This window comes from Phyllobacterium sp. P5_D12 (genome assembly GCF_054049495.1).
The window spans coordinates 1-2,000 of the sequence record NZ_JBFUMG010000696.1; the positions used below are offsets into that span (position 1 = coordinate 1).

The window sequence follows — 2,000 nt, forward strand, 5'->3', positions numbered from 1 at the left end:
ATGCTGGCCGACGTGTCGCCGCGGCGCTATTTCTGCACCGCGTGCCATGTGCCACAAGCTGATGTGCGGCCCCTCGTCGACAACAAATTCAAGGACATGAGCGAACTGGGCTTCAAACCTGCCGGGAGCGAATAGCAGATGATCGCGTGGGTCAAGAAGAGTCTGGCATGGGTCTGGAAAGTGCTCACCACTCCTGCGGCGACGCTCAGTCTTGCATTCCTGACGCTTGGCGGTTTCGTTGGCGGAGTGATGTTCTGGGGAGCGTTCAATACCGCCCTTGAGCTGAYRAACACGGAGACGTTCTGCACGTCGTGCCACGAGATGARAGACAATGTTTACGAGGAGTTGACACGCACGATCCATTTCTCGAACCGCTCGGGTGTGCGGGCGACTTGTCCCGATTGCCACGTGCCGCACGAATGGACGGTCAAGATTGCCCGCAAAATGCAGGCGTCSAAGGAGGTATGGGGCAAGATTTTTGGTACAATCGACACSCGCASGAAATTCCTYGATCAYAGGCTCGCACTGGCGCAGAACGRATGGGCSCGKATGAAGGCCAAYGACAGTCTGGAATGCCGCAAYTGMCATTCSTCCGTGGCAATGGAYCTTTCCAAGCAGACGCASCRCGCSGCGGAAATCCATACRCGYTACCTTCTGTCSGGCTCGGCYACCTGCATYGACTGCCACAAAGGCRTCGCCCACGARYTGCCCAAYATGCAAGGGATCGATCCGGGCTGGAAAATGCCACCGGAACTTGAAGGCGAAACACTGCCCTCCGCCAATGCCATCGATGACCTAAAGCGAGCCATCGCCGGCGCGCATGGCGGATCATCTCTGACCGACAGTTCGGTTGGACAATGATTATCTGTGGTTGAATGTCCGGTTATGGCGCGTTCCGGCTATGACCGCTTGATAAATTTCCGACTGCTTTCAGGAACTAAACTTTGGCTAAATCAAAAATCGCTGTCTAAATAACCCCACGATTTCAATGGCTTCTAGAGGGTTAGAACGGGACTTTGGGTCTCCCACCATAAGTCGTTTCCCCGCGCAATAGGGGCCCGACAAATCACTGAGCGATATCGAGAGTTCGATATCGCTCAGTCTCTTTTATCAAAACCGCTTGTGGTTTTTGCATATGGGAAACACCCCCACCACCGTTCCACAGCTTAGCTACTAGCCCAGACTGTCGACAATTCCTCAATCGTGCAAAACATTGCATCGCCCTTGTACCTCATGCCTTCCATCGCGCGGTCGGCCGCTTCCGCGTCACCACCGCCACAAGCATCGGTCACCACGATCGGAATAAGTCCAAGATCTGCACCATGGCCTACGGTGGGTTCAATTCCAATTTCAGTGGCAACACCACAGATAACAAAACTCTTCAAACCACAGTCKCGCATGGCAATTGCCAGAGGCGTGCCCTCAAAGGCCGAGAATGTGATTTTGTCAAAAATCACCTCGTCATCACCAACTTCGAGTTCCGGGGCAAGTGCAAAGCCTGGGCTATCGCGCAGAAACCATGGTTCCACGTCGTCCGCCGATGTTTTACGTTGCCAAGCCATCATTTGCCGGACCTGGAACACGCCAGCCATCCGTTTCGGCATGGACATGTGGCGCATAAAAAATATGCGCATCCCTTGCGAACGGGCAACTTTCAGAACCTGCAGCACGCGCTCCAAGACCCTTGGGCCATCTTTCAATTGGCGCAGTATGCCAATCTGCATGTCGTAGACAAGGAGAGCTGTTGTCTCGGGTGATGCTGCTTCAGCGAGGTTCTCAGGAACGATAAGGCCGTGAAAATTCTGCATCGAGTCTTCTCCTTGGCTGACCTTGGGCAACTTGTTTTTCGACAAATCAAAAATCCAAGTTATCACCATCGCGTTCAGAAATTCCAACCTGCCACCAAGAGAAGGCATAAAGTCGAGATGGCCGTGTACATCACTGTGCGCGTTGCTATAGATAAACGTGACAGTCCAACGGTGCGGTCACGACAATGGGTC

3 protein-coding genes are annotated in these 2,000 nt (G+C 53.6%); 2 read left to right on the forward strand and 1 reads right to left on the reverse strand.

All coding sequences use genetic code 11. The features are described from left to right. On the forward strand, nucleotides 1-135 hold a 135-nt coding region (locus tag ACXJ5O_RS25395; protein WP_457302330.1), incomplete at its 5' end, for a nitrate reductase cytochrome c-type subunit. Nucleotides 136-138: 3 nt separating this feature from the next. Beyond that, entirely contained in the window at nucleotides 139-861 is a 723-nt protein-coding gene (locus tag ACXJ5O_RS25400) for a NapC/NirT family cytochrome c (RefSeq protein ID WP_457302328.1), read from the forward strand. Nucleotides 862-1,166: 305 nt separating this feature from the next. Here the strand turns inward: ACXJ5O_RS25400 and ACXJ5O_RS25405 are convergent, their stop codons facing one another. Continuing rightward, nucleotides 1,167-1,895, reverse strand: coding sequence for a cysteine hydrolase family protein (locus ACXJ5O_RS25405; protein WP_457302329.1), 729 nt, complete (start codon nucleotides 1,893-1,895; stop codon nucleotides 1,167-1,169). Nucleotides 1,896-2,000 lie beyond the last annotated feature (105 nt).